The organism is Halovivax sp., from assembly GCA_007119345.1.
In the GTDB taxonomy this organism is placed as follows: Archaea; Halobacteriota; Halobacteria; order Halobacteriales; family Natrialbaceae; genus Halovivax.
On the sequence record SKPV01000145.1, the window covers coordinates 1 to 17,969 of the forward strand.

The window sequence follows — 17,969 nt, forward strand, 5'->3', positions numbered from 1 at the left end:
CGAAGAAGCTCGCCTCGATGCCCGTCGTGATGACGAACATGTCCAGATCGGTCATGAGGATCAGCGCCATCGTGTAGTCGCCCCACGCGAACGCGAAGGCGAGGATGGCGACGGCGATGATCCCGGGCTTGGCCATCGGAAGCGCGACGTCCTTGAACGCCTGGAACCTGGTCGCGCCGGCCATCTGGGCCGACTCCTCGAGCGAGTAGGGGACGTTCAGGAAGAACTTCCACATCAACCACAGCGAGAACGGCAGCACCCGCGCGGTGATCGCCAGGATCAGCCCGACGTAGGTGTTGAGCAGCCCGATGTTGCTCCAGAGGATGTACATCGGGATGGCCAGTAACACCGGCGGGAACATGTAGGTGAACAGGACCCCGCGCGCGAACGTCCGCTTGCGGGGAATGTCGATGCGGGTCAGCCCGTAGCCGCCGAGCGTCGCGAACGTCGTCGAGAGGACGACCACGCCCGCGGTCACGATGACCGTGTTGCGCAGATAGATCGGGAACCGCGAGTCGAAGAAGAGTTCCCGGAAGTGCGACGTCGTCACCTCCGTCGGGATGAGGGACGGGTTTCTGGTGACGACCTCGCCGATCGGCCTGATCGCGGACGTGAGTATCCAGAGGACCGGGAACAGAATAACGAGCGTGAGCGCCGCGACCGCGAGGTAGAGGATCGACCGCCGGATCAGGCGACGGTGCGGGTACGACAGTTGCCGCCACAGCGGGATCGACCCGCGGTAGTCCATGATGCTCGCCCCCGTCTCGCCACCGATCCCGGTCGGATCGACGGTCGCCGTCCCGCCGTCGGCTTTCGCCGACCCGGCGGCGGTCTCCGACGCCGACCCGGCGACCGATCTCGTTCCTGTTCCGCCGCCGTCGGTCGGCCGTCGCGGCCCGCCCTCGCCGACGGTGCCGTCGTCGGTTCCTCGGCTCATTCGGCACGCACCTCCTCTTCCGGTTCGAGGACGTAGAAGTAGACGAGCGCGCCGGCGGCGACGATCGTGAACAGGATGACCGAGATCGCCGCGGCGTCGCCGAGGGCCGTCCGCTGGAACGCGATCTCGTAGGCGTAGACGACGGAGATGCGCGTCGAGCCGGCGGGCCCCTCCTGGGTGAGGATCCAGATGATGTCGAACTTGAAGAACATCCAGATGCTGTCCAGCAGGACGACCAGGAAGAGCACGCCTTTGAGGTTCGGCAGCGTCACGTCGCGGAACCGTTCCCAGGCGTTCGCGCCCATCATCTTCGCGGTCTCGTAGTGGGCGTCCGGGATCGACTGCAGGCGGGCGTACACCATGATCGTCACCAGCGCGTAGAACTTCCAGCTGTTGACGACCGCGACCACGTACAGGGCCGTATCGGGGTTCCCGAACCAGCCCCTGGTCGACGACAGGATGCCGAGGTCGACGAGCAGCCAGTTGACGATCCCGAACGTGGAGTTCATCATGTAGCCGACTCCGAACCCGAGGATGGCCGTCGGGATGAGAAACGGGAGAAAGAGCACGGCGCTCACGAACTTCTTGAACGGGAATGCCTTCGTCAACAAGAGCGCGACGGCGGTCCCGACCACCACGTGGATCGCGACCGAGGCGGCCGCGAACGTCACGGACAGCCACAGCGTCTCCCGGAACAGCGCGTCGTGAAGCAGGTACTCCGCGTAGTTCTCGAGTCCGACCCAGGTCCACTCGGGATCGAAGGCGTGGATGTCGTGGAAGCTCGCGAAGATCGCCCACAGGATCGGAAAGGCGAGGATCAACACGAACAACAGCGCCACCGGGAGGACCGTCATCCCGATCATCATCCGGCGCCGGGAGAGGAACTCGTACAGTCGGTCGCGTCGCTCCCGATCGACGGGGATCCGGTCCCGGATCGCCGTCCTCACGTCCGCCATCCACGCCACCTCCGGTCGACTCCTCGCCGACGATCGGGAGCCGGCGCCCTCGCGGCCGTTCGTTTTCCTGACGTTTCCGTCATGCGTCTCGTCCACCTGCGAACCCTGTCATGTTATCTCATATCTATCGTTCGTCGGACTCGTCTAAAACGTGTTTCGGTCGTCCGGGGCCGATCGCCCCCGGTCACCGGTCAGAGGTCGCGGACTCACCCGCTCGTCAGGTCGCGCAGCTCGTCCGCGACCGACGACAACGCCTCCTCGTGGCCCATCTCCTGGGCGAGAACGTTGTTGACGAGCTGTCCCATCGGGTGACTGGTGTTGACCTCGAACGCGTACGGGTTGACGGGGTCGACCTCGGTCCCCCAGTCGACGAACTCGGCTTCGGCAAGCCGCTCGTACTTGAGGTCGGAATCCCGCCAGGGACTGTCGGCGCTCATCTCCTCCCAGTTCTCCTGGAAGAGCTCGTGGTCCGGGATCGCCGAGAGGATCGGGTCCTGCTGGAGGTCCTCCGCGAAGAAGTACCCCATGCAGTGTTCCGGGTGGGCGAGGAACTTCAGGAACTCCGTTCCCACCTCGACGTTCCCGTCGGCGAGCACCGCCTGTCCCTGGATGTTCCCCCACATCCGGCGATCCATCCCCTCGGGTACCGCCGGCGCGGTCTGGGTGATGTTCTCGGCGACCGGCATCTCGAGGGAGTGGATCTTCAGGTGGGTCCCGACCCAGTGAGCCTGGTAGGCCGACTCCGTTCCGAGGGCGGTGAACAGCTCCTCGTAGGAAGCGTCCAGGTTGTCGTTCGAGTACTCGTAGAGCTCCTCGTGATGGGCCAGCGCCTCGCTCCAGAGCTCGACGTTCTCTCCCTCGTCGAGGACGACTTCGAGGTCCCCGTCGCCGTTGCGCGAGAAGACGTTCGCGCCGAGCGTCCAGCCGTCGGTGAGCAGCTTCATGTCGTTGGCCCACAGCCCGACCTCGATGGGCATGAAGTACCCGCGCGCGCCGCCCTCCCCCTCGTCGTGTTCGGCGGCCATCTCCAGCTCTCGCTCCCAGGTGTTCGGCTCGACGTCGAACACGTCGTCGCGGTACCAGTTACAGAAGACGTTGGCGTGCAGCGGCAGGTACTTGTCCTCGCCCTCGAGTTCGATGCGGAACTGATCGTCGTACTCGTCGTCCCAGACGTCCTCCCAGTAGTCGATCACCTCGCCGTGGTCGGCCAGCTGGCCCTGCTGGCCCAGCGAGGACGCCATGTTGAGCGACGCGTGGGTGACGTCCGGCGGGTCGCCCGCCTGGATGGACTGGATGAGCCGATCGCGGTAGCCTTCCGCGTGCCCCGCGAACTCGATCGTGACCTCGGCACCGGTCGCCGCCTGGAAGCGGTTCGCGACGTCCTGCCAGAACGCCTGGTACTCTCGATCCGACGACTCGGCGAGGTAGTAAATTTGCTCGCCGCTCAGATCCGGCCAGTCGCCCGGGATGTCTTGGGCCATCCCGTCGTCGCCGCCTCCGAGGCAGCCGGCGACCCCGACCGCGCCGGCCGCGCCGGCGACCGTCAGGAATCGTCGGCGGGACCCGCTCGATAGTCTCCCCCTGCGCGCAGCCTTGGCACTCCGTGGCATGCTTGGAGGATGATTGTTCTAGGATATAAAACTTTGGTCGCTGGTCCTCGACGTCCCCCGGTCTCGGCGATCAGACGGCCGCGGATTCGGCTTCGCGCTCGGCGAGCGTCTCGGCGAGCAGCTGGCAGAACTGCGGGAGATCGTCGGGGACGCGTCCGGTGACGACGTTCCCGTCGCGGACGGCCGGTTCGTCGACGTACTCCGCGCCGGCGTTCATCACGTCGTGTTTGATCGCCCGGTAGCAGGTCATCCGCTGTCCGTCGACGACGCCCGCGTCGATCAGGATCCACGGCGCGTGACAGATCGCGGCGATGACCTTGTCCGCCTCGTGGGCCCGCCGCGTGAACTCCAGCACGTCCTCCAGGATCCGGAGGTTGTCGGGGGAGAACCCGCCGGGGAAGAACACGCAGTCGACGTCGTCGACCGACAGGTCCTCGAAGTCGGTGACGGCGTACCGGTTGCCCTCCTCCATCACGTTCGGCGGGCACGGCGAGCCGAACCGACCGGTGACGATCTTGTCTTCCAGGTAGGGTCGCGTCGACTGGCCCCGCGTGATCGGGACGACTTCGATGTCGGCGCCCAGCTCGCTGAGCGCGAGCAACGGGAACTCGAACTCGACGTCTTCGAACTCCTGGCCGACGATCATCGCGATAGTCGCGTCGTCGATCGGTGTACTATCGAACATCGGGTTGGCGTATGTTCGCACCTCTCATAAGTTCACCCCCGCTTCCGCGAAACGGTCGGTCTCCACGCCGCCGCGGCCGCGTCTCGGCTCGGATCGACGGCGCGGGAATCACCGCCCGTCCGGGAGCGCGACCTCGTAGCGCTCTCCCAGTCCGCGCAGGTCGTCGTACACCGACTCGGAGACGGGGACCCCCGAGGAGCGGCGTCGTTCCATGGTCCTGGTCTCGATCTCGCCCGGCAGCATGATCTCGTCGGTTCCGTCCGCCGTCTGCTGGGCCTTGAGCGCGTCGACGAGGTCGCCGACGTCGACGGCGAACGCGGCCGGGTCGCGAAACGCGCTCACGTCGATGACGCCGAAGAAGTGTCCGAGGTCCATGGGTTCGTCGTAGTCGCCGTACAGCGGTCCGACCGAGGGGCTGGGTCCGGCCCCCGACAGCAGTCCGCAGAGCACGTCGACGATCAGCGCCAGCCCGTACCCCTTCGGCCCCCCGACGGGCCTGAGCGCGGCAACCTCGTGTGGATCGGTCGTGGGCTCGCCGTGCTCGTCGACCGCCCACTCGGCGGGGATCTCCGCGTTCTGCGCCTTGGCGACGTGGTCGATCTTGCCCATCGCGACCACGCTCGTCGCCATGTCGAGCGTGATCGAGAAGTCGCGGTCGGTCGGGACCGAGACGGAGAGCGGGTTGGTGCCGAAGAACGGGTTCCGGCCGCCGAAGGGAATCACGTCCGGGCCGACGTTCGTCATCGCGATCCCGATGTAACCCCGCTCGGCGGCACGCTCCGTGTAGTAGGCGGCCGTTCCGAAGTGGTTGCTGTTCGAGACGGCGGCCAGCGAGACGCCGGTCTCGTCGACGGTCTCGATGAGCCGCTCCATCGCGACCGCGCCGGCGTGCTGTCCCGGACCGCCGTCGGCGTCCACCAGAAAGACGGAGTCGGTCGATCGATCGACCGTCACCGCCGGCGACGGCTCGAATCCCCCGGCCTCGACGTTCCGTACGTACGCCGGTAGTCGGGCGACGCCGTGAGAGTCGACCCCGCGAAGGTCGGCCCGGACCAGCGCTTCGGCGATGGTCGCCGCCGGCTCCCGATCGACCCCGGCCGATCGGAGGACGCCGAAGACGAATTCCTCGAGTTCGCCGTGGTCGAGCCGGTACCTGCTCCCACGGCTGTGCGTACCAGTGTCAGTCATCCGTATTCCTCTATCGAACCGAGTCACATCAATGTTATTATAGAACGGATTACCATTTCGCTCCGGGTTTCGACCGGAACGACCGACGCGCTGGCGCCGGTGGCGTTCACCATCGTTGAACACATCCGATCGCTCGAGTCGGCGATCCGGACGCCGGTCGACACCGTCGGACCGATCGAGCGCTTCGCACCCGGTTTTCCGTACTTTGCCGCGCGTCGTCGTGCGACGCGCTCTCGCTCGCCAACCTTTATTTACAATCATGTTGAATGCTCTCACATGACGGAATCGCGGTCGAGCGGACCACGCGAAAACCGAATTCAGTCCCTTCGAACGGCGTTCGACGTCGTCGACGAACTGGAATCCCGTGGCGGCGCCGGCGTCTCCGAGCTCGCCGAGTCCATGGACCTCCCGAAGAGTACGACCCACGTCTACCTGCAAACGCTTCGGGACGCGGGATACGTGGTCCAGGAGGGCACCGAGTATCGTCTCGGCCTCCGATTTCTGGCTCACGGCGGCAGGATCAGACAGGAGATGGACATCTACCAGGTCGCCAGGCCGGTCGTCGACGAACTCTCGCGCGAAACGGGGGAGGTTGGGACCCTCGGCGTCGAAGAGGGCGGGAAGCGGGTTCTGTTGTACTCTTCGGAATCACCCGACGGCGTCTTCGATAACTCGCCGACCGGGCAGTTCACGCACATGCACTGGACCGCGCTGGGGAAGGCGATGCTCGCCGACCTCTCCGACGAACGCGTCCACGAGATCGTCGACGAGCACGGGCTCCCCGAGGCGACCGGACGGACGGTCACCGATCGCGAGGCCCTTCTGGACGAACTCGAGACGGTTCGCGAGCGGGGCTACTCCGTCGAGGACGAGGAGCGCCGCGAGGGGATCAAGGCGATCGGCGTTCCGATCAGAACCGCCGAAACCGACGGGGACGTCGCGGCGGTCTCGATCTCCGGTCCGAAGAGTCGGATAGACCGGGACTTCGAGGAACCGAACCTCGTCGACACGATCCAGAGCTCGGTAAACGTCATCGAACTTCGTTTTCAACACTATTGAACGGCCCGCCCGGGGCGACTCGCGAGATCGCGCGGTATCTCCGGCCTCCGGTGGCGTCTCCCGTCCCGTTCCGCTCCCTACACGAGGGGCGAGGCTCCCGAATCGCCCGAGTTTTACGGGAATATGACTGTAAATTCGGTTGCGGAACGGTCGGTGTCGAGAACGGCCCGCGGCTCGCCTCCCGGTCGCGAATTCGGTGCGACCGATTCGCGGACGGGCGCCGATCCTCTGTTTACAACCGTACGAATGTAATTCGGGCCCCGTCAGATCGCCGGCTTCCCGAGCGGCGTTTGGGCGCCGAGCCGACCGAATCGCTGCCGGCCCGCGTTTCCGAACCGTCGAACGCCGGGCCGGTTCGGATCCTGCGCTCGATTCGGCCCGTGCCCCCGGAGTCTTTTTAGCGGTGGCGACGAAACCGACCGGTCGCTATGGAGGCGTCGGACCAACCCGGAGACGGGCCGTCCTGTTCGTGCAAGATCGGCCGTGCCGCGGGTCGGTACGGTCTCACGGCGCTCGACGACGACCTCGTCCGCCGGTGGACGAGAACCGCCGGCGACCGGTTCAGCACGAGGCAACTCGCGAGATACGTGAACGAGTCGATCCTCCGGGTGGCGATGGAACGGGCGGACGTCCGGTACCGAGACGGGGAAGTCGAGAACGTCTACCGCCTGCTGACCGACGACGGGGTGAGCAGCGGAACGCGAGTCGAGACCCGGACGAACCTCGAGCGGGACGGCGTGCCCGTCGAACGGGTCGAATCGGATTTCGTCTCCCACCAGACCGTCCACAACCACCTGACCGGCTGTCTCGGCGCGTCGCTCGCGGAACCGAGCGACGAGGAGCGCCGTCGGCGGGGAGTCGATCGACTCGGGGCGCTCCGGTCGCGGACGGCCGCGGTGACGTCGGATACGATCGATCAGCTGGAACGCGCCGACCTGCTGTCGATCGGCGAATACAACGTGCTCGTCACGGTGTCGATCGCGTGCGAAAACTGTCACGGTCAGTTCACCGCGCGGACCCTGCTGGAGCGTGGCGGCTGTCACTGCGACGGATCGTCGGAGTCGTGAGGCCGTCGAACCGAACCCGAACCGGGACCCGCTGGCGCGGGTGAAAAGTATAACTTGTAAGCGGGCACTAGCGGCCCCATGGATGCGGATTCGATCGCGGTCGAACGCTCGATTCCCGAGAGCGCGACGATCCACGTCGAGAACGTCGGCGGGATCGACCGGACGGAGGTCCGGCTCGAGCGCGGTATCACGGTCCTATCGGGACGAAACGCGACGAACAGGACGTCGCTGCTGACGGCGATCATGGCGGCGCTCGGAAGCGACGTCGACAACGTGAAGGCGGACGCGACGTCGGCCGCCGCGGTCCTCGAGTTCGGCGACGAGACCTACCGACGCACCCTGACCCGGAAGAACGGAACCGTCGTCGCCGACGGCGAGCCGTACCTCGACGACGCGGAGGTCGCCGACCTGTTCGCGTTCCTGCTCGAATCCAACGAACTGCGGCGGGCCGTGGCCCGGGGCGCAGAACTCAGGGAGTTGCTCATGCGGCCCGTCGACACGGACGAAATCCGCGCGGAGATCGACCGACGGATCGAGCAAAAAGACCGGATCGACGAGCGGCTCGACGAGCCAGCGGAGCTGGAAACGCGTCTGCCCGCCCTGGAGTCGGAGCGGGACCGACTCACGGGCGACGTCGAGGACCTCCGATCGGAACTCGACGCGGCCGAGGCGGCGCTCGAGGAATCCGACCGTGACGCTGGTGAGGCGCGGGCCGAACAGCCGGAGCTCGAGGCGACGCTCGAGGAGTTGCAGTCGACGCGGACCGAACTCGATCGCGTCAGCGATCGGATCGAGACCGAACGCGAGAGCATCGAGGCGCTGACGGACGAACGGGAGACGGTCGAGGCGACGATCCGCTCGTTCGGCGACGGCGAGGAGCCCGACCGCGATCGACTGGAGGCGGAAATCGACGAGCTGCAGGCCGAGCGGGACTCGCTCGAGACGGAGATCGGCCGACTCCAGAACGCGATCACGTTCAACGAGCGACTACTCGAGGATCCTGGCGCGTTCCTGACCGCCGACGAGGGGGACGGGGGGTCACCGACCGACGAACTGCTGGCGGACTCGACGACGGTCGCCTGCTGGACCTGCGGTTCGTCAGTCCCCCAAACCCAGATCGAGACGACGATCGAGCAGCTCCGTTCGGTTCGGACCGACCGCCTCGATCGCCGAGCCGAGATCGACGCGAAACTGGACGACCGCCGGCGAACCCTCGCGGAGATCGAGGACCGTCGATCCGAGTACCGTGACGCGAAGCGCCGACGCGAGCAACTGGAGGACGAACTCTCCCGGCGGCGCGAGCGCCTCGACGAGCTGACCGGCGATCGGGACGCGTTGACCGCCGCGATACGGGAACTCGAGGAAGCGGTCGAGACAATCGAACGGGACGTTCAGGCGACGGTGCTCGATCGCCACCGCAAGGTGAACGAACTGGAGTTCGAGCTGGAGCGAACCGCCCAGGAGCGCGAGGACGTGGACGAACGGATCGCCGATATCGAGGACCGTCTCGCGGAGCGTGAGCGTCTCGAGACGCGCCGCGAGGAGCTCTCGGAGCGATTGGCGGAGTTGCGGACCCGGATCGATCGGATCGAAACCGAGGCGGTGGCGGCGTTCAACGAGCACATGGCGAACATCCTCGAGCTTCTCGACTACGGGAATCTGGACCGCATCTGGCTCGACCGAACCGCCCGATCGGACGGGACGGGTCGCGGAGGGCGGACGGAATCGCGCTTCGAATTGAAGATCGTTCGCCGCACCGACGACGGCGCCGCCTACGAGGACTCGATCGACCACCTCAGCGAGAGCGAGCGCGAGGTCACCGGCCTGGTGTTCACGCTGGCGGGATACCTGGTCCACGACGTCCACGAAACGGTCCCGTTCGTGCTGCTCGATTCTCTCGAGGCGATCGACGCCGACCGAATCGCCGCGCTCGTCGAGTACTTCGATTCCCACGTCCCGTACGTGGTCGTCGCCCTCCTCCGAGAGGATGCGGCGACGCTCGAGGCACCCCACGAGATCGTCACGGAGATATAGCATCTCGGTCGCGGCCGCCCGCTTCGCACCCCCGTCGACGCCGTCGTCTTTTTCTGCCGGTCCGCGACGCGTACGACCGGCCGTTCTCACTCCTCGACGCCGGCCGTTCGGACCCTCGTCTCGGTCACGATCTGATCGGTGCGGCGCTGATTATCATAGATCCGACTATATTTGTATAGTATCTAAAAACCAATATTTAAGTGTTAGGTATCAAGACGGCGCTCCCGCCGGTGATCCCCAGCACAGTCGGGCGGCATTTCGAACGCTCGGGCCGGCAACGTACGGATATTTGGGGTTTTCGGCGTGACTGTGCGCACTCGGATTTCGATGGCCCGCGTGAGAACCTCGTTCGGCCGATCTACACGTCGATTCGCGTCGCCTGCTGCCAATCAAGCGGTCGTGGCGCCATATCACTCTTTCCAGACGGTGAGGAGATGATTTCCGGTGTGCCGGCCGCGGGTCTCGGAATCCCGGATCGGATCGACACATATCCATATTATAGGATACTATTATAGAAGATATGTTTGCTGAGCGTCTCGATCGGGAGGGGCGGTTTCCACTCGTACCCGCGCCGACTAGCCACCGCCCCGGTCGGGCCGCTCGACACGCCGTTCCGCGACTCGCGGCCGAGCGCGAGCTCGCCGCCGTCGCACCCGCTATCGCAGCTGCGGGGCCCGTCCGAACGGCACTCGTCCGTGCAGGGCGGCCCGGCCGATCCGGCGGGCGTCGATCGCCCGGCTACGGCGGGCGTCGATCGCCCGGCTACGGCGGGCGTCGATATGCCGGGGACGGCGGTCGCCGACCCATTTCCCGAAGACCAGTTTCGATCCGAGCCGGGTCACCCAACACATTTTGGACCAGTAACTAACGGTGATGGTGTTGACGTCACGAATATCGCACATCGTGAGGCAACAACCCCAATGACCGTTCACCGAACCCATTACGCAGCACTCGACCCGAGTCGCCACCAAGGAGACGACGTCTCGGCCCGCGACCGCCGCGGTCGATCGTTCGACCGCTCCGGCGGAACGGGCCGTCCCCCCGACCGACCGAACGAATCGAGCCAACGATGAGCCGCACGGACTCTCGTCCATCGAGCGCCGACGCGGACGACGACCGAGCGGCCGAGCGAACGGCGGATTCGTCGACCGCGGACCTCCCCGGCGCGACCGACGGCGAGTCCGAGTCGGACTCGCTGGCGCTCGACGAGGTGTTCACGCTGCTGAAGAACGAGCGTCGCCGTCGCGTGCTGGAGTTCCTCGACCGGACCACCGACCCCGTCAGTCTCGGCGAGCTCGCCGAGCACATCGCCGCCCTCGAACAGGACACGACCGTCGACCAGCTCCACTCGGACGAACGAAAGCGCGTCTACGTCGCGCTCTACCAGGGTCACCTGCCCAAACTCGACGACGCCGGCGTCGTCGACTACGACAAGAATCGCGGCACGATCGCGTTGAACGAGGACGCCGCCGCGCAACTCCAGCGCTACCTGGCGGTGGCGAACGGGGAGACCAACCCCGACGGACGACCGTGGCACGGCTACGCCGCGGGCCTCGCCGTCGCGGGTGCGCTCGCCTACCTCCTCGGATTCCTGTTCCTGTCGCCCGGTCACCCCGTCACGGCCGCCGCCGTCGGCGGACTCGCCGTGGGGGTCGTCGCGTGCTCGCTCGCTCGAGCCGTCGAGTAGGCGGTCTCCGCCGGTCGGTACGACACTCGAGTGACGACTGCAGAAGTGAGCATCAACTGTCGAGTGACGACTGCAAAAGTGCGCATCGGCCGTCGAGTGTCGACCCCGCGAACGGGTGCCGTGGTCTCGCCGGGGTCGCTCACCCGGGCTGGGCGAGCAGGTCGTCCGGCGGCCACGTCTCGAGACGGTCGCCGGCGTCGAGAACGCGATCGAGCGGGGCGCCGCCGGGGAGCGTCACGTCGTCCTCGTCTCGGTCGACGGTGACGAGGCCGTGGTCGGCGAGCATGGGGAAGTGGACGTGGACCAGACGGACGCGGGCGCGGGAGAGCTGATCGTCGGAGACCTTCCCGGGCCGGAGTCGGTGGCGTCGCGCGGCCACTCGCCTCGCGAGCTCGTCGACGCCGACGGCGCCCTCGGCCTCCAGCAGCTCCTGGAGCACCAGCTGCCTGTCGACGCTGGCGAGCACGCGGTACGCGTCCCGTCGGTCGATCACTAGTCGTTTCCAACCGACCGATGCGGAAAGCGTCCGTGTCTAAAGAGTTTGGCTCGTGGCGGCCGCGCCGCCGCTCGTTTTCGTCGTCGGCGACGGGTCGCACCCGCCGTCGTCGTTCGGTCGGCGGCCCCGTCGCCGATCGCACGGTCGCGCGTCCATCCCGAACTGGTACGACGAGGGGTCGGCCCGCGCCCGACCCCGAATGTCTCGGGCGCCAGATTTCGGTCGACGCGGTCGACGTTTCGGCGGGGGAACGCGGACCCCTCGACCCGTCGAGGGAACTCAGACTCCTCGACCGCGTCGCCCGATCCCGGATTCCCGCGGCACCCCGCCCCCACCGACGCGAGGCGTTTTCGGGGCCGTTTCCGCGGAGCCGCCGCGGCGGATGCCGGAGGCGATCGGCCGGCCGCGGCGGATGGCGGAGACGATCGGCCGGCCGCGGCGGATGCCGGAGGCGATCGGCCAACTGCGGCGACCCGGGCCCCCGACGTCGGCGTGTCGAGGTCGCCGGCTCACCGGGCGAGGTACGCGATCCCGTCGGGGTGGAGGTCCGTCTCGTAGCGGTCGACCGCCTCGAAGGCGTCGACGTCGATGACGGAGACGTCGTTGGTCTTGTTGTTGGCGACGAACGCGCGCTCGCCGTCCGGGGCGAAGACGGTGCCGCCGGGCCAGATTCCCACGGGAATCCGGGCGATCTCCCAGGGCCGGCGCTCGCCGTCGCGGACGTGCTCGGTGTCGATCACCGAGACGTCGTTCGACTCCCGGTTCGGGACGAACGCGTAGCGGCCGTCTGGCGAGAGCATCACCCGGATCGGCGTCTCGCCCAGCAGCGCCATGTTCTCGTCCTCGAGGGTCTCCGGGTTGAGCACGGAGAGGCGACCGTCGTCCTGATTGGCGACGAGCACCCGTCCCGTGTCCGGATCCACGCCGATGCCCTCGGGGCTCTCGCCGACCGGCGGGTCGCCGACGATCCGGCGGTCGTCGGCGTCGATCACGGTGACGGTGTCGCTGCCGATGTTCGCCACGTAGGCGCGTTCCTCGTCCGGCGAGAACGTGACCATGTGGGACTTGTCCTGGTAGGTCGGGAAGTCCTCGAGGAGCGCCATCGTCTCGACGTCGAAGACGAACACGTGACTGCTGTAGGTGGCGGCGAGCCAGAGTTCGCCGGCGGACTCCCGCACCGCGAGGCCGTGCGGGAAGTCGAACAGCTCGTGCTCGAAGCGGTCGACGACCTCGTGACGCTCGTTGTCGATCGCGAGCAGCGAGCCGCCGAGCGAGCAGGTGACGTACGAGCGCGAGCCGTCCGGCGAGATCTCGATTTCGTGGGGGTTGAAGTCCGTCTCCACGGTGGCGGTCGTTTCGCCCGTCTCCGCGTCGATGTACGAGACGCTGTCTGCGTCCTTGTTGAGGACGACCAGTCGATCGCTCATGGGCGTACGTATCCCATGCGCCGGATAAGCGTTGGCCTCCCGGTAGCGGACGCCGGATCGCGCGTGGACGTTCCGCTCCCGGTCGTGCGAGCGGGACGCCAGAGCGGCGCGGCGCCTTGACCGTCCGTCACCTGTTCGTATGCATGGCATCCAGAACGGCGACCGGCATCGACGAGGCGCGACCGACGGTGAACGTGTGGGCGGGCGCGGCGATCGCGGGACTCGCCGGCGGACTCGTCTTCGGGGCGATGATGCAACTGCTGATGCCCGACATCCTGGAGATGGCGATCCCCGGCATGTTCGGACTCGGCCCGAGCCTCGCGATCGGCTGGGGGATCCACCTGGTCAACGGCGCCGTCTTCGGGCTGGTCTACGCCGCGATCGCCCGTTTCGATCCGCTCGCCGCGTACGCCGAGGGACTCCCCTCGGGAATCGGACTGGGAATCGTCTACGGCGTCGTCATCTGGGCGATCGCGGCGTCGATCGTCATGCCGCTGTGGGTGGGCGCGATGACGCCGATGAGTCCGCCGGTCCCCGACGTCAACCCGGCGAGCCTGGTCGGCCACGCCGTCTTCGGCGCGATCCTGGGGGCGCTCTACCCGCTGCTCTCGGCTCGCGCCTGAGGAGGCGAACCGCGACGCCGACCCCGGTCCCAGCTGCGCTGAGTCGCTGCGGCCCCGTGCGAACCCGCCGTTAGGATTCGTCGTCTTCCTCCTCGGGGGGTTCGTCTTCGGGAGGCTCTTCGGGTTCGTCTTCGGGAGGCTCTTCGGGTTCTTCCTCGGGGGGCTCTTCAGGTTCGTCTTCGGGTTCTTCCTCGGGGGGCTCTTCGGGTTCGTCTTCGGGTTCTTCCTCTTCGGGAGGTTCTTCGGTTTCCTCTTCGGGTTCTTCTTCGGGAGGCTCTTCGGGTTCGTCTTCAGGTTCTTCCTCGGGGGGCTGCTCCGACTCTTCCTCCTGGGGCGGGTCGTCCGGGTCTTCGGTGCCGAATACCTCCACGGTCGTGGTGGCGCTATCGTCGCCCGTTCGCACCGTCACCTCGAACGACACATCCTGCGCGACCGGATAGGTCGCATACCCAAGCTCGGCGAGTTGCGTCGCTTCGCCGGGAACCGTCACCGACCCGGAGTCGACCACCTCGCCGTCGACGACGAGTTCGACCGTCTCGGTCGTTTCCGCGGTGCCGTTGTTCGCCAGGTTCGCCAGTATCATCAGCTGCTCGCCACCCTCGACCGGGGCGTTGGTCTCGTCGATCGCGACCGTCACCGGGCCCGCCTCTCCGTCTTCGGGATCGTCGTCGGGCTCCCCGTCCTCGTCTCCGGGTTCCTCCTCCTCCGGCGCGGCGGCGATCGGCTCCTCGAGGACGACCTCTCCGGCCTCGTCGCGGACGTAGACGATGTCGCCGTCTTCGTCCCACACGTGTCGCCCGACCCCCCAGTACAGGGTGTCGTCGGTATCGCTCCCCTGGCCGGTGACGACGGTCACCTCCGCGCCCGCGTCGAGCGCGAATCCGCCGGGGAACTCGAACGGCGAGAGCGTGCCGGCCGGCACGAGCCCGTCGTCTTCGATGCGCAAGGTGGAGGCGTCAAGCGGCTCGGCCGCGCCGTTTCGGAGCCTGATCCACTCCTCGTCGGGATCGTCGCCGAGGATGTGATACTCGACGAGCTCGAGGGCGGTCGGGTCGGCTCGTTCGTCGTCGTCCGGGTCGTCGTCTTCATCCGGACCGTCATCCTGATCGTCGTCTTCATCCGGATCGGCGTCGCCATCGTCCGGATCGGCGTCACGGCCGCGGACGTCGACGGTGCGCTCGTCGGCGTCGCCGCTACTCCTGACGGTGACTGGGAACTCGACGTCTCGCTCGACGGGATAGGTCTCGTAGCCCAGCTCGAGTCGGGTCGTCTCCCCGGGAGCGAGCGTGACCGACGCGCCGTCCACCCGCTCGCCGCCGACGACGAGATCGACGTCCTCCGTGACCGTCTCGTCGCCCGCGTTCTCGATTTCGGTCGTCACGTCGAGGACGTCGCCGGCGTCGACCGGATCGTTCGTCTCGAGAATGCCGACCGAAGTCGGCGGGGCCCCGTCGGCGTAGACCCGGACGGTGCGGCTATCGCGCCGCCCGTCACCGCGCACTTCGACGGGGAATTCGACGTCGACCGCCACCGGGTAGGTTTCGTACCCCAGCGTGACGATCTCCGATTCGCCCGGCCCGATCGTCACCGACTCGCCATCCACCCGGTCGCCGGCCACGAGGTGGACGTCCTCCGTGATCGTCGCGTCGTCGACGTTCGCGATCTCGGCCTCGACGTCGAGGAATTCGCCGGCGCCGACCGGATCGTTCGTCTCGAGGATCGTGATCTCCGCGGCGCCCGCCTCCGCGAGGACGTCGACGGGTCGCGTCTCTCGATCGCTCTCGCTTCGAACGACGACCGGGAAGGTGACGTCCGTCGCGACCGGATAGGTCTCGTACCCGAGCGTCACCCGCTCCGTCCCGTCGGGGTCGAGCGTCAGGGACTGCTCGTCCACCCGCTCGTCCCCGACGACGAGCTCGACGGTCTCGGCGAGCTCGCCACCGGTGGCGTTCTCGACGTCGACCGTCACCTCGAGAGATCCGCCCGCCTCGACGGGGTCGTTCGTCTCGACGATCCGCAGGCGGCTCCGCCCGTCGTACGCGAGCTTGGGGGTCCAGACGTGCTCCCGGGTGACGGTTCCTCGCTCGCTGATCACCCAGAGAACGATCGGACAGCCGTGGCACAGTTCGTCGGTCGAAATCGAGGCGGTGTCCGCCCCTCCGTCGAGGTCAGAGACGCCCAGCACCGCGTCCGCGTGGCTCAGCCACCAGACGGCGCGATCGAGACCGCCGCCGGGGTCGGAGACGTCGGCCGACAGTTCGACCGTTTCGCCGCTCGAGCGCTCCAGCGGTCCGGGCTCCGGACTGACGGACTCGATCGTCGGCGCTCCCGCCCCCTCGGACGCCACCTCGACGGTCCACCGCGCCGCGTAGTTCTCGTCGTCGCCGCGGACCGTCGCGGCAACGCCGTAGGTCCCCGCCGATTCGAACGTTCGACGCCAGTGATCGGCCCCCTGAGCCTCGTAGAACGCCCAGTTCCACGGGCCGTGGGACCAGCCCGAGTACTCGTTCTCGAGGTACCAGTGCGTTCGACCGCCGTGCTCGCCCAGTGCGTCCGACTCGATCTCGAAGAGGACCGCCGTTCCCGGTTGCACGGTGAGCTCGCGCGAGGGGCTCAGCTGCTCCGCCCCGAGTTCGTCGATCCCGCGGACCTCGACGACGCGTTCGGCCCGGTCACCGCCGCCGCCCACGGCGACGGGAAACTCGACGTCCTCCCTGACGGGAAACGTCCGGTGGCTGAAGTCGAGCGTCGCCGACTCGCCCGCCTCGATCGTCGTCGTTTTCGAGAGTCGCCGGTCCTCGCCCACGAACAACTCGAGCGTCGGTCGCTCGTCCGAATCGGTCGCGTTCTCGACTTCGGCGACGACGTCGAGAAAGTCCCCCGCCCGGACCGGATCGTTCGTCTCGACGATTCGTATCGACAGGCCGTCGCCCGCTGCCGTCGCTCCCGTCCGACTCGCCGCGAGTAGCGTCCCGATTCCACCGATCCCTTTCAAGATTCCCCGCCGACGCATACGGTCTGCTCCGAGACCGTCGGACAATAAGCTAACATACGATCAGTAACGCCCACCGTCCCGCGACGGTGACCGTCCCGTCACCGATACCGACGTCGGGCCGACGTCAGAACGAGCGGGACGTCCCCCGGCGACTGCCGACGCTCCGGACCGTAACTGGGGAACCAGACCATAGCCGGCGCTCCGGACCATAGCCGGCGCTCCGGACCATAGCCGGAGCACCAGGCCGTAGCCGACGGCTCGGACCATATCCGCCGCTCCGGGCCGTAACCGGGAGTATATACGTCCGCGACCAGTGCGTTCACGCAACCGAAACACGCGCTGTCCGCGACGCGGTTGCGAACGAGTCACGGAGGACGCACGGGGGCGAACCCGACCGAACGGGTCCCGCCCGACCTGCGCGTCCGTCCTGGCGTCCGTTCGAGCGAATTACCGCGCGTTTGGACCGCTCTGATCGGCGTTCACCATGGAAATCGAAATTGCGACAATCGGCGGTTACGAGGAAGTCGGGCGGCAGATGACGGCGGTGCGGGCGGGCGACGACGTGGTCATCTTCGACATGGGGCTGAACCTGTCGAAGGTCCTGATCCACGACAACGTCCAGACCGAGGGGATGCACAGTCTCGACCTGATCGACATGGGCGCGATCCCGGACGACCGGGTGATGAGCGACCTCGACGGCGACGTCCGGGCGATCGTGCCGACCCACGGCCACCTGGACCACATCGGCGCCATCTCGAAGCTGGCCCACCGCTACGACGCGCCCGTCGTGGCGACGCCGTTCACCATCGCGCTCGTCGAGGAGGAGCTCCGGGACGAACAGAAGTTCGGCGCCGACAACGAGCTGGTCGAGATGGATCCGGGCGAGACGATGACGATCGGCGACCACGGGGTCGAACTCGAGTTCGTCAACGTCGCCCACTCGATCATCGACGCGATCAACCCGGTGCTTCACACGCCCGAGGGCGCGATCGTCTACGGGCTCGACAAGCGCATGGACCACACGCCGGTCATCGGCGACCCGATCGACATGAAGCGGTTCCGCGAGATCGGCCGGGAAGACCAGGGCGTCCTCTGTTACATCGAGGACTGCACGAACGCGAACAAGAAAGGGCGGACGCCCTCCGAGCGCGTGGCGCGCGAGCACCTCCGGGACGTCCTCTACAGCATGGAGGACTACGACGGCG

14 protein-coding genes are annotated in these 17,969 nt (G+C 67.2%); 6 read left to right on the forward strand and 8 right to left on the reverse strand.

What is annotated here, in order from left to right; translation table 11 throughout:
• The 5 genes from QZT59_RS09950 to QZT59_RS09970 form a co-directional block, all read right to left on the reverse strand.
• On the reverse strand, positions 1 to 937 hold a 937-nt coding region (locus QZT59_RS09950), incomplete at its 3' end, for a carbohydrate ABC transporter permease (protein ID WP_290815053.1).
• Positions 934 to 1,893 carry a carbohydrate ABC transporter permease gene (locus QZT59_RS09955; protein WP_290815056.1) on the reverse strand — a complete coding sequence of 320 codons (960 nt, stop codon included), beginning with the start codon at positions 1,891 to 1,893 and terminating at the stop codon, positions 934 to 936. The genes QZT59_RS09950 and QZT59_RS09955, both read right to left, overlap by 4 nt.
• Before the next feature lie 206 nt (positions 1,894 to 2,099).
• Positions 2,100 to 3,503 carry an extracellular solute-binding protein gene (locus tag QZT59_RS09960; protein WP_290815058.1) on the reverse strand — a complete coding sequence of 468 codons (1,404 nt, stop codon included), beginning with the start codon at positions 3,501 to 3,503 and terminating at the stop codon, positions 2,100 to 2,102.
• A 70-nt stretch (positions 3,504 to 3,573) separates the two neighbouring features.
• Positions 3,574 to 4,188, reverse strand: a complete 615-nt coding sequence (locus QZT59_RS09965; protein WP_290815061.1) for a type 1 glutamine amidotransferase domain-containing protein — start codon at positions 4,186 to 4,188, stop codon at positions 3,574 to 3,576.
• Positions 4,189 to 4,296: 108 nt separating this feature from the next.
• Positions 4,297 to 5,376, reverse strand: a complete 1,080-nt coding sequence (locus tag QZT59_RS09970; RefSeq protein WP_290815064.1) for an Ldh family oxidoreductase — start codon at positions 5,374 to 5,376, stop codon at positions 4,297 to 4,299.
• Positions 5,377 to 5,652: 276 nt separating this feature from the next.
• On the opposite strand from QZT59_RS09970, the gene QZT59_RS09975 reads away from it, so the two are divergent.
• The 4 genes from QZT59_RS09975 to QZT59_RS09990 all read left to right on the forward strand — a co-directional run bounded on the left by QZT59_RS09975 (position 5,653) and on the right by QZT59_RS09990 (position 11,223).
• Positions 5,653 to 6,435 (forward strand): IclR family transcriptional regulator, encoded by a 783-nt coding sequence (locus QZT59_RS09975; RefSeq protein WP_290815067.1) that lies wholly within the window; start codon positions 5,653 to 5,655, stop codon positions 6,433 to 6,435.
• A gap of 428 nt (positions 6,436 to 6,863) precedes the next feature.
• Positions 6,864 to 7,502, forward strand: a complete 639-nt coding sequence (rdfA, locus tag QZT59_RS09980) for a rod-determining factor RdfA (protein WP_290815070.1) — start codon at positions 6,864 to 6,866, stop codon at positions 7,500 to 7,502.
• Positions 7,503 to 7,580: 78 nt separating this feature from the next.
• The gene (locus tag QZT59_RS09985; protein WP_290815073.1) at positions 7,581 to 9,536 is read left to right on the forward strand and encodes an archaea-specific SMC-related protein; all 1,956 of its coding nucleotides are present in this window, start codon (positions 7,581 to 7,583) and stop codon (positions 9,534 to 9,536) included.
• A 1,069-nt stretch (positions 9,537 to 10,605) separates the two neighbouring features.
• The gene (locus QZT59_RS09990) at positions 10,606 to 11,223 is read left to right on the forward strand and encodes a helix-turn-helix transcriptional regulator (RefSeq protein ID WP_290815076.1); all 618 of its coding nucleotides are present in this window, start codon (positions 10,606 to 10,608) and stop codon (positions 11,221 to 11,223) included.
• A gap of 139 nt (positions 11,224 to 11,362) precedes the next feature.
• Here QZT59_RS09990 and QZT59_RS09995 read toward each other — a convergent pair whose 3' ends face one another.
• Positions 11,363 to 11,716 (reverse strand): hypothetical protein, encoded by a 354-nt coding sequence (locus tag QZT59_RS09995; RefSeq protein WP_290815079.1) that lies wholly within the window; start codon positions 11,714 to 11,716, stop codon positions 11,363 to 11,365.
• Between the two features lie 512 nt (positions 11,717 to 12,228).
• Positions 12,229 to 13,146 carry a YncE family protein gene (locus QZT59_RS10000; protein WP_290815082.1) on the reverse strand — a complete coding sequence of 306 codons (918 nt, stop codon included), beginning with the start codon at positions 13,144 to 13,146 and terminating at the stop codon, positions 12,229 to 12,231.
• A gap of 143 nt (positions 13,147 to 13,289) precedes the next feature.
• Here QZT59_RS10000 and QZT59_RS10005 point away from each other — a divergent pair, with 143 nt between their 5' ends.
• Positions 13,290 to 13,769, forward strand: a complete 480-nt coding sequence (locus tag QZT59_RS10005) for a histidine kinase (protein ID WP_290815085.1) — start codon at positions 13,290 to 13,292, stop codon at positions 13,767 to 13,769.
• 70 nt (positions 13,770 to 13,839) lie between these two features.
• Here the strand turns inward: QZT59_RS10005 and QZT59_RS10010 are convergent, their stop codons facing one another.
• Positions 13,840 to 16,782 carry a lamin tail domain-containing protein gene (locus tag QZT59_RS10010; protein WP_290815087.1) on the reverse strand — a complete coding sequence of 981 codons (2,943 nt, stop codon included), beginning with the start codon at positions 16,780 to 16,782 and terminating at the stop codon, positions 13,840 to 13,842.
• A 466-nt stretch (positions 16,783 to 17,248) separates the two neighbouring features.
• Here QZT59_RS10010 and QZT59_RS10015 point away from each other — a divergent pair.
• Positions 17,249 to 17,969 (forward strand): MBL fold metallo-hydrolase (locus tag QZT59_RS10015; RefSeq protein ID WP_290815090.1); only part of this gene is annotated, 721 nt, incomplete at its 3' end.